3 protein-coding genes, 12 tRNA genes and 3 rRNA genes are annotated in these 14,060 nt (G+C 36.0%); all 18 read left to right on the top strand.

Going from position 1 to position 14,060, the window contains the following annotated elements; translation table 11 throughout:
- The first annotated feature begins 47 nt into the window (after window positions 1-47).
- The 18 genes from AC4PG3_RS06625 to AC4PG3_RS06710 all read left to right on the top strand — a co-directional run bounded on the left by AC4PG3_RS06625 (window position 48) and on the right by AC4PG3_RS06710 (window position 13,967).
- Window positions 48-5,465, top strand: coding sequence for a diguanylate cyclase (locus tag AC4PG3_RS06625; RefSeq protein ID WP_492195892.1), 5,418 nt, complete (start codon window positions 48-50; stop codon window positions 5,463-5,465).
- Window positions 5,437-6,444, top strand: a complete 1,008-nt coding sequence (locus tag AC4PG3_RS06630; protein ID WP_492195893.1) for a LacI family DNA-binding transcriptional regulator — start codon at window positions 5,437-5,439, stop codon at window positions 6,442-6,444. The genes AC4PG3_RS06625 and AC4PG3_RS06630 overlap by 29 nt, the downstream gene beginning before the upstream one ends.
- A complete protein-coding gene (locus tag AC4PG3_RS06635; protein ID WP_492195894.1) occupies window positions 6,441-7,112 on the top strand; it encodes a response regulator in 672 nt (223 codons plus the stop codon). Before AC4PG3_RS06630 ends, AC4PG3_RS06635 begins: the two co-directional genes overlap by 4 nt.
- Before the next feature lie 344 nt (window positions 7,113-7,456).
- A 16S ribosomal RNA gene (locus tag AC4PG3_RS06640) occupies window positions 7,457-8,989 on the top strand.
- 144 nt (window positions 8,990-9,133) lie between these two features.
- Window positions 9,134-9,209: transfer RNA gene (locus AC4PG3_RS06645), tRNA-Ala, on the top strand.
- 191 nt (window positions 9,210-9,400) lie between these two features.
- Window positions 9,401-12,319, top strand: a 23S ribosomal RNA gene (locus tag AC4PG3_RS06650).
- 35 nt (window positions 12,320-12,354) lie between these two features.
- Window positions 12,355-12,471 (top strand): 5S ribosomal RNA (gene rrf / locus AC4PG3_RS06655).
- Together the 16S, 23S and 5S rRNA genes with 12 tRNA genes alongside form the textbook arrangement of a ribosomal RNA operon.
- Window positions 12,472-12,581: 110 nt before the next feature.
- Window positions 12,582-12,656: transfer RNA gene (locus AC4PG3_RS06660), tRNA-Asn, on the top strand.
- A gap of 15 nt (window positions 12,657-12,671) precedes the next feature.
- Window positions 12,672-12,761 (top strand) — tRNA-Leu (locus AC4PG3_RS06665).
- Between the two features lie 36 nt (window positions 12,762-12,797).
- Window positions 12,798-12,874, top strand: a tRNA-Met gene (locus AC4PG3_RS06670).
- A gap of 67 nt (window positions 12,875-12,941) precedes the next feature.
- Window positions 12,942-13,018 (top strand) — tRNA-Met (locus AC4PG3_RS06675).
- 37 nt (window positions 13,019-13,055) lie between these two features.
- Window positions 13,056-13,130: transfer RNA gene (locus tag AC4PG3_RS06680), tRNA-Glu, on the top strand.
- Window positions 13,131-13,271: 141 nt separating this feature from the next.
- A tRNA-Val gene (locus tag AC4PG3_RS06685) sits at window positions 13,272-13,347 on the top strand.
- Window positions 13,348-13,467: 120 nt separating this feature from the next.
- A tRNA-Asp gene (locus AC4PG3_RS06690) sits at window positions 13,468-13,544 on the top strand.
- Window positions 13,545-13,555: 11 nt separating this feature from the next.
- Window positions 13,556-13,631 (top strand) — tRNA-Thr (locus AC4PG3_RS06695).
- A 38-nt stretch (window positions 13,632-13,669) separates the two neighbouring features.
- Window positions 13,670-13,754 (top strand) — tRNA-Tyr (locus AC4PG3_RS06700).
- A 5-nt stretch (window positions 13,755-13,759) separates the two neighbouring features.
- Window positions 13,760-13,834: transfer RNA gene (locus AC4PG3_RS06705), tRNA-Gly, on the top strand.
- 56 nt (window positions 13,835-13,890) lie between these two features.
- A tRNA-Arg gene (locus tag AC4PG3_RS06710) sits at window positions 13,891-13,967 on the top strand.
- Window positions 13,968-14,060 lie beyond the last annotated feature (93 nt).

The following is a 14,060-nucleotide window of genomic DNA, read 5'->3' on the forward strand; positions in this document are numbered from 1 at the left end:
TATGAATAAAAATAGTTATAAATAGCTTTTATAAAGGGGAAAGCATCATGGAGCTTATAAATGGGAGATATAAAATACAAGGGGTAGTAAATGAAGGACTTTATAATGAGTCTTATATAGTGAGCGATCTTTGGCAAGATAAAAAGAAAAAATTTCTAACTTTATATTTACCTACAAAACAGAAAAATATTCTAGAATATTTTTCTGTTAATTTTATAAAATTTAAAAATATAAATCATAAGAATATATTGAACTGTGAAAAGTTTAACATTGTAGAAACTATAAATTTAAAGAAAAATGATATACCGATGTATTATACCGTAAGCGAATATACTGAAGGTATTGTATTACATAAAGCAATTCATAAATTAGAGTTTAATACTAGGCTTACAATATTATTGGATTTAATGAAAACCATAGATTATCTCCATTATAGAGGGATTAATTATAAAGTTTTAAATCCATTTAATATTTTTCTAAGTAGAGAATATAGAGTTAAGTTAAGAGATTTAGCAAGTGCTGAAGCTATATACGCTGAATCTATGTATAGTGATTTAGAAGAGTGTTTTATAGATCCTCAAATTATTATAAATCCTAATAGGGAAAATAAGGATGTGGACCTCTATTCTTTGGGAATTATGATTAAGTATTTATTTTTTAATCAATCTCATAATGGATTAAAAAATTATGAGTATAGTTTTGAAAGTTTTAGAGATGATTTAAATATAGATGAAAAGACAATTTTAATAAATATTATAAATGAATTAACTGAAAACAATAAAAATCAGCAAGGAGACTTGCTTGCACATATGCAAACTATAATAGATAAGTTTGAATTAGATTATACTATAGATATAGGCTCTGAAAGAAGTCAACTTTTCTATAAAAATCAAATCAGGGGAAGAAAAAAAGAATTAAAAGAGATAATAGACATAGATGATTCTTTAAATATGGGTTTAAATACAAAAAAACTTATAATTGTAAAGGGTAAGAAGGGCGTAGGGAAGTCAAGGTTTTTAAAAGAAGTTAGTTTTAAACTTAAGATTCGAGGGAAAAAAGTATGTAGATTAAATATAGATAGGGAAGATCATTTAGGTGTAATAAGTATTAATAATTTATTTAAAGAAACTGTGAAATTTGCTTCAAATGAAATACTATATAAATATAAAGATGATTTTCATTTTAATACAAGTTTATATACTGATTCACGGGGAAATAAAGAGGATTTATTAGAGATTAATAAAGAATTTAAATTATATAACAGGCTTAGAAGTTATCTTTCAGATTTATCAATAGATGATAAAATATATATAATTATTGACAATATAGATAAAGCAAGTGAAAAATTTATATCTATAATAGAATATTTGGTTTCTAGTCTAGACAATAAAAACATTGCTTTTATTGTGTCGATTTCAAATGAAAATTCAATAAAAAATCATTTTATTATTAATAAGATTAAAGATTATCTAAAAAAGAGAAAAGCTTGTTTATTAAAGCTAGAAGATATAGAAAAGCCAGACTTTGAGAAAGCTATAAAGGATATATTGGGTACTCCATATCTAGATAATGGTGTATTAGAAGATTTGTATAAAAGATCTAAAGGGAATTTGAAAAATCTTATAAACATTGTTAAAAAACTTTATCATAGATGTGAATTATTCATAGATGAATCAGGTAGTTGGCAAATTATAGGAGATGATTTTTTAAGAACTAAAAAAAATATGATCTGTAAAAACGACTTGAAACTTCAATTTAATCAAATGGATAAAAAAACTTTTGAAGTTTTTAAAGTTATGTCTACATTTAATAATTTTTTAGAGAAGGATATTATTGCTAGAATTTTAAATTTTGATAATAAGGAAATAGATAGATGTATAGATAAATTAATCAAAGAAGATATGGTTGGGAAAAATATTGAGGACTTAAAAAGCAGCTACATAATTACTAATACAGAGCTAAAAGAGATAATGTATTTACATATAAACGAGGTTGAAAAAAAATATTTGCATGAAAAAGCTTCAGTTTTTTTGTATGACTTATATCTTATAAATCCTAGTTTATATTTAGAGGAATTACTAAATCATCTATTTAACTCTAATCAACATAAATTAGCATTAAAAACTATACTAGAATACTTAGATAAACAAGAAAATAAATATAGCGAAGAATGTATCTATTTACTAGAAGTTGCAGAGAACACTGCTCAAATGATCAATTCAAAAGAAAAATTTCAAATATTAGAGTACTTAATGGAAATACATCTTCTAAAGGGAAATATGAATGAGTTAGAACACTATATAGAAAAATTAATAGATATTTCTAAAAAAGAAAACAATATAATAAGCTTTATAACAGGAAAACATTATGAGGCAGAATTGCATCTAAATTATAATCAATTGGATGATGCAAAAAAAATAATAGATGAAATTGAAGAATTAATTTTAGAAATCAATTTTAAAGATGAGTATCTAAGGCTTTATATTATTAAGACAAAGTATAATATAAGCACTAATAAATTAGAGTTAATTGAAGAAGATTTAAAAAATGCTATGAATTTATGTAAAAAATCTAATAGTCACTTATGCCAAGGTGTATTTTATAACTTAAAAGGAGTATATGAATATTTAGCAAAAAATCCTAAGACAGCTATAGAAGACTTTAAAACTAGTATAGAACACTTTCGATATACAAAAGATAGTATAAGGATATTAAAACCTATTAACAATATAGGCAATACTTTAGTAAGTTGGTACGGGGATTATGAAGAGGCTATCAAATATTTTAATAGGGGCTATGATATAGCAAACAAATATGGAGTTATAAAAGAATTGTCTATTTTTTCAAATAATATAGGAGAGATATGTCTAGATAAATTTGAGTATGAAAATAGTATAGAGAAGTTTGAAAATAGTGTAACACTCCTAAAAGAAGTGAAAGAATTTAAAGGGATTATTATTGCTAAGTCGAATTTAGGAATAGCTTATTTGCAGATAGGGGAAAATAATAAGGCATTTAGGATATATGGAGAATTAAAAAAGCTCTTTAATAAAAGTAATGTACATGAGAGTGAAACACTTATAAACTATTATAAATTTTTAAGCATTTTCTATGGGAATTTTGGTGAATACAAAAAAGCTATAAAATATTCAGAAAAAGTTGGTGAAGTGTCAAAGGAGAATAATTATAAGGCTTATTTAAACTCTAGATTTATTAGAATCTACTATAAATACTGCCTAAGTGATTCTTTAGATAAAAAAGAGGTAAACCAGGTTTTAGAGGAGTATAACAAAACTAACTTCCTATATGACAAATTTAAATTAATGTTGGTGTTTAGCATAATAGCAGCCATAGAGGGGGACAATTTATTTGCTGCAGAACTATTTTTGAAATATAGAAGTGAAAATAAGGATCTAAAACTTCCTATATTTGATTTTTTAATTGAATTGTCAAAAGTTATTTTAAATCCAAAAGAAGAAAACATAGTAAATTTAGAAAAAAGAATTGACTCTAATAATAGAGATTTATGTAATATAAATTTACAAGCCCATATTATATTGGGCTATAAATGGTTTGAACTTAAGGAGTATAGAAAAGCTATAAAACACTTTATGAAGTCTCTAAATTTGATATTTAAATCTTTAAATTCTATTAAAGACAATAATTTAAAGTTTAAATATATTCAAAATAACAATGGAGATTTGGTCAAAGAATATTTATATCGATCTATAAAGCTACAATTCAATAAAAACATAGAATATATAAAATTAAATGATATAGTAGAATCTAAATTTGATAGTTATTTTGAGTTCAATAATATATTTGAAAATTTAAATGATGATGAATTCAATAGTTTAGCAAGTGTAAAGAATGAAAAAGAAAATTTAAACTCTATAGAAGAGCTGCTTTTAAAAATGGGTGAAGACTATACACAGAATTTGAAGTTAATACTTAGATATATTAAAAAAGAAACTTTGGCAAATAAAGGGTCTATAATAATACAAGACTTAAAGACTGGAGAATATTCCAATGCTATAAATGATGAAGAAGGAGATAGCTATACTAAAAAAATTGGAATATTAAACTTGTCTAACAAGAGCTCTGTTGGAATATTATTAAATAAAATGTTTTCTAATATGAGGGAAAGTAAGTATATGGAGTATTTAGCTAATGATGTGGTAGGTCTTATATGTGTTCCGATTTCAAAATCTATAGAGAGTTTAGATGTTTTAGATAGAAGAAAAAACAATAATTATCTAAATGAAGATTATAGGGTGTATATTTATTTAGAGACGGATAGTTATTTAAATAGATTTGACTTCAAAAGGTTAAAACTCATAAATTCATTATCATATTTAGTATATATAAATATACAAAACAATAAATTGAAACTTGCAAATACTACAGATAAGTTAACTAAAGTATTAACTAGAAAACAGTTTGAAGTTAAATTAGAAGGGGCATTGACTAAGCATAATAAATCTAACGGTTCTTTTAGTCTACTTATGATAGATATAGATGATTTTAAAGATGTAAATGACACATATGGACATATGAAAGGAGATGAAGTATTATCCTTAGTTGGTAAAAAGCTCAAGTCAAGTGTTAGGTCTACTGATTTAGTCGGGAGATATGGTGGTGAAGAGTTTATATTAGCCTTATTAAATACTAATCTTGAAGATGGTAAGAAAATAGCAGAAAAGATAAGGTGTGCGATAGAACAAATCCAAATTCAAGGAATTGATAGAAAGATAACTGCCAGTATAGGATTGTCACAATATCCAATTCATAGTCAATTTAAGAAAATTTTAATTAATAAAGCTGACCAAGCTCTATATCAAGCAAAAGAAAAATTCAACAAAAATAATGTAGTTATATGGGGCCCTAAAATAGGTAAAGGGCTTAGTAAATCTGAGAGATTAGAAGGAATATTGTTTGGAAGTTCTAGTTTAGAATATAGGAATATGACTGCAATACTAGATATACTGAATTTAAATACAAAAAAAGAAAGTTTTGAATATAAAATATATACATTTTTAGAAATACTAAATAACTGTTTAGATTCTAAAGACTCTACACTTTTTATAATAGATGAAGATTCTAGTTGTAAAACAACATTTTATAGCAGTAAAAAAACTTTAGACAGCTATTCAAAAAAAGATTATAATTACAATATCATAGATAGAGTTATAAAAAATAAAATGGGAGAATTTTTAATTGATTGGGAAAACAGCCATAATATAGATGATATATCAGGTATGCCTAATTGGAAATCTGTAATGGTTGTGCCATTAATCATAAGAGAAGAAGTAAAGGCAATTGTTTATTTAAGGGTTTCATTAAAGGAAAAAGAGTTTGATAACTCATCTTTAAATCTTTGTAAACTATTGTCAAATGCATTTTCTCCTAATTTAGAATACAATAAGGAGGGAAAACATGGCAGCAACAATAAAGGATGTAGCTAAGCTGGCAGAAGTCTCAATATCTACAGTATCTAGAGTAATAAATGATTCTAAGCCTGTAAGCCCTGAGGCTAGAAGAAAAGTTTTAAATGCCATAGAAGTCTTGGGCTATGAGCCAAACGAAGTTGCAAGAAGTTTGGTTACTAAAAAATCTAACTTAATAGGCGTGGTTGTAGATGACATTGGGAGCTATTATGTATCTCAAATTGTAAGAGGTATTGAAGAGATAGGAAGGATGTACAATTACGATATTATTTTAAGTAGTAGTTATGGAGATCCTGAAACTGAAATGAGATTTCTTCAATTATTTCGTACAAAACAGGTAGAAGGTATCATATTAGTATCTGAAATCTTAAATGAAAAATTGATTGATTATGTAGAAAATCTTAAGATAGAGTTTATAAATTTAAATAGATATTATAATGTTCCCCAGCTTCCTACTATAAAACTAGATAATAAAGAGGCTGCAAGGTCAATGATGGATTATTTAATAGAATTAGGACATGAGAACATTATGTATATAGCTCAGAAAAAGGATATTGATTTGACAATTGAAAGATGTAAAATAGAATCTTATACAGAATCTATGGAATCTATTAAAAAAGAGGCAATAATTTTTAGTGTAGATAGTCATAAGATTCAAGGTGGATATGAAATAGGAGATGAAGTTAAAAGGTTAATAGAAGATAAAAACATTACAGCAATATTTTGTTCCCAGGATGAAATTGCAATAGGGCTTATGAATTATTTCCATGATAACAATATTAAAGTGCCTGAAGATATATCTGTAGCTGGGTATGGTGATATAAGTGTTGCTTCTATATATAGGCCTACACTTACTACTATAAAAGAGCCTTACTATGATTTAGGTGCTGTCTCTATGAGGAAAATGCTTAAAAATATAGTGGATGAATCAATGCAAGAACAGCGTATAAATCTTCCTATGAGATTGATAAAAAGAGAGAGTTGTAGACAAGTTTGATAAATATAATGCTAGTCGACGACCATAAATTACTAAGACAAGGAATAGGAGAATTAATAGGAAAAACTAATGGAATAAAAATTATAGGTGAAGCAAATAATGGTAAAGAAGCTATAGATGCATTGACATCAGATAAAAAGCCAGATCTAATATTATTAGATATAAATATGCCTATATTGAATGGTATAGAAACATTAAAAAGAATTAGAGCATTGTTTGGGTTGCAAGTTAAGGTAATTATGCTTACAGCTTATCCTAGCAAGCATAATATAATCCAAGCTATTAAATTTGGAGCTAATGGATTTGTAACAAAGGATAAAGGTTTTCTGGATTTATTAGAAATAATAAGGAGTGTAAATAATAATAAAAATTATTTAGATCCTTCATTAACAAAAATTTTATATGAAAAACAAAGTATAGGTTTAAATGACTTGAAAAATTTATCGAAGATAGAGCTTCTGTCATCACGGGAATATGAAATATTAGAGTTTATATCTTTTGGATATAGCAATATAGAAATAGCTAAAAAACTTTTTATTAGTGAAAAGACTGTTAAAAATCATATTACTAATATATATAATAAAATTCAGGTAAACAATAGAGTAGAGGCAGTAATATTTTGCTATGAAAACAATATAAAAGAATTGAAAGAGCATGAAATTAACTAATATATGCCATGCTAAATTATTATGAACTATAGTAATTCAACGCCCTAGAAGCCTTTTATAAATATTATTTTAAAAAACTTTATTTTATATGTTGACAAAGATAAAAATACAGTGTATAGTATTAATAGTCATCAGGGCAACAAAAGATGATGCAGCAACAAAAAAAGTCAACAAAAAAAGAATTTTAAAAAACTGTTGACAAGAAACAAAAGAGATGTTATACTGATAAAGTCGCCTCGAGAGAGCGGCAATGAACTTAGATAATTAAACAGTGTGAAATACTTTGAATCTAAACACACAAAATCAATTAACAACAAATAATTGAGCCAATCAAACTTAAACTTTTAAATGAGAGTTTGATCCTGGCTCAGGACGAACGCTGGCGGCGTGCCTAACACATGCAAGTTGAGCGAAGTTTTAAAAGAAGATTTCTTCGGATTGACTCTTTTATTATCTTAGCGGCGGACGGGTGAGTAACGCGTGAGAAACCTGCCTTTCACAAAGGGATAGCCTCGGGAAACTGGGATTAATACCTTATGATACTTTTAGATAGCATTATTTAAAAGTCAAAGCGTAAAGCGGTGAAAGATGGTCTCGCGTCCCATTAGCTAGTTGGTGAGATAAAAGCTCACCAAGGCAACGATGGGTAACCGGCCTGAGAGGGTGAACGGTCACACTGGAACTGAGACACGGTCCAGACTCCTACGGGAGGCAGCAGTGGGGAATATTGCACAATGGAGGAAACTCTGATGCAGCGACGCCGCGTGAACGATGAAGGCTTTCGAGTCGTAAAGTTCTGTCCTAGGGGACGATAATGACGGTACCCTAGGAGGAAGCCCCGGCTAATTACGTGCCAGCAGCCGCGGTAATACGTAAGGGGCGAGCGTTGTCCGGAATTATTGGGCGTAAAGGGTTCGCAGGCGGCCTTTTAAGTCAGATGTGAAATCTCACGGCTTAACCGTGGTAAGCATTTGAAACTGGAAGGCTTGAGTTAAGGAGAGGAAAGTGGAATTCCTAGTGTAGCGGTGAAATGCGTAGATATTAGGAAGAATACCAGTGGCGAAGGCGACTTTCTGGACTTATACTGACGCTGAGGAACGAAAGCATGGGGAGCAAACAGGATTAGATACCCTGGTAGTCCATGCCGTAAACGATGAGTGCTAGGTGTTGGGGGTCAAACCTCGGTGCCGCAGCTAACGCATTAAGCACTCCGCCTGGGGAGTACGTACGCAAGTATGAAACTCAAAGGAATTGACGGGGACCCGCACAAGCAGCGGAGCATGTGGTTTAATTCGAAGCAACGCGAAGAACCTTACCAGGGCTTGACATGCCTCTGACCACTCTAGAGATAGAGTTTTCCCTTCGGGGACAGAGGACACAGGTGGTGCATGGTTGTCGTCAGCTCGTGTCGTGAGATGTTGGGTTAAGTCCCGCAACGAGCGCAACCCCTATTTTTAGTTGCTAACAAGTTAAGTTGAGCACTCTAGAGAGACTGCCGATGATAAATCGGAGGAAGGTGGGGATGACGTCAAATCATCATGCCCTTTATGTCCTGGGCTACACACGTGCTACAATGGTCGGTACAACGAGGAGCCACTTAGCGATAAGGAGCGAATCTCTAAAAGCCGATCCCAGTTCGGATTGTAGGCTGCAACTCGCCTACATGAAGTTGGAGTTGCTAGTAATCGCGGATCAGAATGCCGCGGTGAATGCGTTCCCGGGTCTTGTACACACCGCCCGTCACACCATGGAAGTTGGCGATACCCGAAGCCAGTGAGCTAACCGCAAGGAAGCAGCTGTCGAAGGTAGGGTCAATGACTAGGGTGAAGTCGTAACAAGGTAGCCGTATCGGAAGGTGCGGCTGGATCACCTCCTTTCTAAGGAGATTATGACCTAACAGAAATCTCTGATTTCGTTGTAGGTCAGATGTCGCGTAGTCTAAATCTTTGATTTAGTCTACGGAGCCGACTCCAAAGTACTCACACTGTTTTTTTATATATATTATCATGTTTTTATAACATGGGGGTGTAGCTCAGTTGGGAGAGCGCCTGCCTTGCAAGCAGGAGGTCAGGAGTTCGACTCTCCTCATCTCCACCACTAATTCACAAGAGATACTGTTGTGAATTTATTAAACTGAACATTGCCTTTTTGTCCAACGAGCATAGCGAGTTGTAGGCAAAACGGACAGTGTAGCGAACTGAAGTGAGCGGAAGAGTGAATGCGTAAACTTTAGTAAGCATGAACGTTGAAAACTACAAAAGCAATAAAAAATAGATCAAAATTTTTAAGGTCAAGTTATTAAGAGCATAGGGCGAATGCCTTGGCACTAAGAGCCGATGAAGGACGGGATAAGCACCGAAATGCTTCGGGGAGTCGCAAATAGACTTTGATCCGGAGATGTCCGAATGGGGAAACCTACTTGAGCAACCCTCAAGTATCATACACTGAATACATAGGTGTATGAAGGAAGACCAGGGGAACTGAAACATCTAAGTACCCTGAGGAAGAGAAAGAAAAATTCGATTTCCTAAGTAGCGGCGAGCGAACGGGAAACAGCCCAAACCAGATTTATCTGGGGTTAAGGAAAAAGCAAAGGATATAAAATTAGTAGACGAAGAAGACTGGAAAGTCTCACCAAAGAAGGTGATAGTCCTGTAGTCGAAACTAAGTTTATACAGGCTTTTCTCCAGAGTACCATGAGACACGAGAAATCTTGTGGGAAGTAGGGAGGACCACCTCCCAAGGCTAAATACTCCTTAGTGACCGATAGAGAATAGTACCGTGAGGGAAAGGTAAAAAGAACCCCGGGAGGGGAGTGAAATAGAACCTGAAACCCTATGCTTACAAGCAGTGGAAGCACTTTATATGTGTGACCACGTACTTTTTGTAGAACGGGCCAGCGAGTTATGGTATGCAGCAAGGTTAAGTAATTAAGTTACGAAGCCGTAGGGAAACCAAGTCTTAATAGGGCGAATTAGTTGTATGCCATAGACCCGAAACTGAGTGATCTATCCATGGGCAGAGTGAAGTTGAAGTAAAATTCAATGGAGGCTCGAACCGGGTAACGTTTAAAAGTTATCGGATGACCTGTGGATAGGGGTGAAAAGCCAATCGAACTCAGAGATAGCTGGTTCTCCTCGAAATAGCTTTAGGGCTAGCCTCAAGATAAAGTGAGATGGAGGTAGAGCACTGACTGGCTAAGGGGCGCATAGCGTTACCAAAGCCTATCAAACTCCGAATGCCATACTCATATACTTGGGAGTCAGACTATGGGGGATAAGCTTCATAGTCGAAAGGGAAAAAGCCCAGACCACCAGCTAAGGTCCCTAAATCCAAATTAAGTGTGAAAGGATGTGGGGTTTCACAGACAACCAGGATGTTGGCTTAGAAGCAGCCATACATTTAAAGAGTGCGTAATAGCTCACTGGTCGAGAGACCCTGCGCCGAAGATTTCCGGGGCTAAATTTGGTACCGAAGCTGTGGATCCGAAAGGATGGTAGAGGAGCATTGTGTTAGGCTTGAAGCTATACCGAAAGGAATGGTGGACTTAACACAAGAGAGAATGCTGGCATAAGTAGCGAAAGGTGAGTGAGAATCTCACCCGTCGAAAGCCCAAGGTTTCCTGAGGAAGGCTCGTCCACTCAGGGTAAGTCGGGACCTAAGCCGAGGCTGAAAAGCGTAGGCGATGGACAACAGGTTATAATTCCTGTACTAGATAAATGCGTTTGAGAGATGTGGTGACGCAGAAGGATAAGTTGAGCGCGCAGTTGGAAAAGCGCGTCTAAGCAAGTAGGAAGTGGGGATAGGCAAATCCGTTCCCATAATTCCAAGATGTGATGGGGATCGAAAAACAAGTAGAGAAGCAACTGACTCCATGCTGCCAAGAAAAGCCACTATCGAGTATTTAACTACCCGTACCGTAAACCGACACAGGTAGGCGAGGAGAGAATCCTAAGACGAGCGGAAGAACCTTTGTTAAGGAACTCGGCAAAATGACCCCGTAACTTCGGGAGAAGGGGTGCCAGAGAAGGATAGATTGCACAATCGAAAGATCATCTGGCCGCAGTGAATAGGCCCAAGCGACTGTTTACCAAAAACACAAGTCTCTGCTAAGTCGAAAGACGAAGTATAGGGGCTGACACCTGCCCGGTGCTGGAAGGTTAAGGGGAAGAGTTAGGAGTAATCCGAAGCTTAGAACTTAAGCCCCAGTAAACGGCGGCCGTAACTATAACGGTCCTAAGGTAGCGAAATTCCTTGTCGGGTAAGTTCCGACCCGCACGAAAGGTGCAACGACTTGGGCACTGTCTCAACAAAGGATCCGGTGAAATTGTAGTACACGTGAAGATGCGTGTTACCCGCGACAGGACGGAAAGACCCCGTGGAGCTTTACTGCAGGCTGACATTGGATTTTGGCATAACATGTACAGAATAGGTGGGAGACTAAGAAACCAGGACGCTAGTCTTGGTGGAGTCAAATGTGGGATACCACTCTTGTTAGGCTAGAATTCTAACCTGGTACCATTATCTGGTATAGGGACACTGTCAGTTGGGCAGTTTGACTGGGGCGGTCGCCTCCTAAAGAGTAACGGAGGCGCTCAAAGGTTTCCTCAGCACGGTCGGAAATCGTGCGAAGAGTGTAAAGGCAAAAGGAAGCTTAACTGCAACACCTACAAGTGGAGCAGTAACGAAAGTTGGACTTAGTGATCCGGTGGTACCGCGTGGAAGGGCCATCGCTCAACGGATAAAAGCTACCCCGGGGATAACAGGCTTATCTCCCCCAAGAGTTCACATCGACGGGGAGGTTTGGCACCTCGATGTCGGCTCGTCTCATCCTGGGGCTGGAGTAGGTCCCAAGGGTTGGGCTGTTCGCCCATTAAAGAGGCACGCGAGCTGGGTTCAGAACGTCGTGAGACAGTTCGGTCCCTATCCGTCGTGGGCGTAGGAAATTTGAGAGGAGCTGTCCTTAGTACGAGAGGACCGGGATGGACAAACCGCTGGTGTATCAGTTGTCTCGCCAGAGGCATGGCTGAGTAGCTAAGTTTGGAAGGGATAAGTGCTGAAGGCATCTAAGCACGAAACCCCCCTCAAGATAAGATTTCCCATCAATAGAGTAAGACTCCAGGAAGACCACCTGGTAGATAGGTCTAAGGTGAAAGAGTAGTAATACTTGAAGCTAAAAGATACTAATAAGTCGAGGACTTGACCAAATAATGATCGAAAATAAATTGCTAAGTAGTTTTCGTCTGGTGACGATAGCAAGAGGGACACACCTGTAACCATACCGAACACAGAAGTTAAGCCTCTTAACGCCGATGGTACTTGGGTGGCAACGCCCTGGGAGAGTAGGAAGTCGCCGGGCTTTATAACCTAACCCAATGAGCAGAAGCGAATTGTAGGTAGGTTAAAGGCAATGAGCACCAAATTTGCACGACTGTAGGAAGTGAACAAATTTGAGTTGCGAAACTGTATTCTTAGGTAGCTCAATGGTGGAGCAACCGGCTGTTAACCGGTAGGCTGTGGGTTCGAGTCCCACCCTGAGAGCCATAGTAAATATAAAGGGCCGGAGTGGCGGAACTGGCAGACGCACAGGACTTAAAATCCTGCGACCCTTAAAAGGTCGTACCGGTTCGATTCCGGTCTCCGGCACCAAGTTTTACTTAAGGTAAGATTAAGTGTGCCACATATCGCGGGATGGAGCAGTCTGGTAGCTCGTCGGGCTCATAACCCGGAGGTCGTAGGTTCAAATCCTGCTCCCGCAACCAAAAATCTTTTTAGATAGTAGTGCCCGATAGGGTGCAACCATAAATCTTTTTGAAACTTTATAAACTTGGCGGCGTAGCTCAGTTGGCTAGAGCATGCGGTTCATACCCGCAGTGTCAGCGGTTCAAATCCGTTCGCCGCTACCATAAGATTTCATATTTGCAAAATACTTATTAATTGTATGGCCCCATGGTCAAGCGGTTAAGACATCGCCCTTTCACGGCGGTATCCGGGGTTCGAATCCCCGTGGGGTCACCATTTTATGACCTAACTTAGCGAACGATAGTGAGTTTTAGTAGGTCAAACGCAACGAGCACCAAATTTATACGAGCATAGCGAGTAAATAAATTTGTCTAGCGAGACTGCGAAAAAACATATGATACAAGTGATATAATTAATGGGCGCATAGCTCAGTTGGGAGAGCACCTGCCTTACAAGCAGGGGGTCACAGGTTCGAGCCCTGTTGTGCCCACCATTTTATAACCTAACTTAACGAAGGATAGTGAGTTCTAGTAGGTTAAACGCAATGAGCACCAAATTTATACGAGCATAGCGAGTTGATAAATTTGTGTAGCGAAACTGCGAAATATTTCGCGGCCTGGTAGTTCAGTTGGTTAGAATGCCAGCCTGTCACGCTGGAGGTCGAGGGTTCGAGTCCCTTCCAGGTCGCCATTTAAAATTATGCTGGCGTAGCTCAGTTGGTAGAGCAACTGACTTGTAATCAGTAGGTCGGGGGTTCAAGTCCTCTTGCCAGCTCCATTTGAATATTATAGTAGTACTCTGTGAGTGCTCCATATGGAGGAGTACCCAAGTGGCTAAAGGGGACGGACTGTAAATCCGTTAGCTCTGCTTTCACTGGTTCAAATCCAGTCTCCTCCACCAGATAGGCGGAAATGGCTCAGTGGTAGAGCATCGCCTTGCCAAGGCGAGGGTCGCGAGTTCGAATCTCGTTTTCCGCTCCAGTGTTCTATTTAATGAATTACTTAGGACCCACCAAATAATATTTGGTGGGTAAAATGTACCCTTAGCTCAGCTGGATAGAGTGTCTGGCTACGAACCAGAAGGTCGGGGGTTCGACTCCCTCAGGGTACGCCATTTAGAAGTTTTCGAGATTAATCTTGAAAACTATTTTTATTTAATAGGAAAGTTCTACTTTCCTATTAAATAAAAATAGGTATGCTCTTAAAT

The sequence above is a fragment of the Tissierella sp. QWL-11 genome (assembly GCF_058683765.1).

What these genes read in the sequence shown, in the direction of transcription:
- AC4PG3_RS06625 (WP_492195892.1), top strand. Translation starts at nt 48, where the DNA reads ATGGAGCTTATAAATGGGAGATATAAAATACAAGGGGTAGTAAATGAA.
- AC4PG3_RS06630 (WP_492195893.1), top strand. Translation starts at nt 5,437, where the DNA reads ATGGCAGCAACAATAAAGGATGTAGCTAAGCTGGCAGAAGTCTCAATA.